Source organism: Streptomyces tateyamensis (assembly GCF_003205575.1).
In the GTDB taxonomy this organism is placed as follows: Bacteria; Actinomycetota; Actinomycetes; order Streptomycetales; family Streptomycetaceae; genus Kitasatospora; species Kitasatospora tateyamensis.
Genome location: NZ_PYBW01000287.1, coordinates 831 through 1,078 on the forward strand (window position 1 = coordinate 831; position 248 = coordinate 1,078).

Annotated in this window: 1 protein-coding gene; it reads left to right on the forward strand. The window is 68.5% G+C overall.

Annotated elements, in window-relative coordinates:
* Position 1: 1 nt before the first annotated feature.
* The coding region (locus tag C7C46_RS33385; RefSeq protein WP_245985321.1) for an NADH-quinone oxidoreductase subunit A at positions 2 to 248 on the forward strand (247 nt) is incomplete at its 3' end.

Sequence of the window (248 nt, forward strand, 5' to 3'; positions counted from 1 at the left end):
GGTGGTCGGCGTGCTCTTCGTGGCGGTGGCCTTCACCGTCAACCGGTTGCTGCGGCCGGTCATCTTCTCGCCGGAGAAGCTGCTCACCTACGAGTGCGGGGTCGACCCGGTCGGCGAGGACTGGGCGCACACCCAGGTCCGCTACTACGTCTACGCCTTCCTGTACGTGATCTTCGCGGTCGACGCGATCTACCTGTTCCCGTGGGCGACCGTGTTCGCCGCGGCGGGGTTCGGGGCGGCGACGCTGG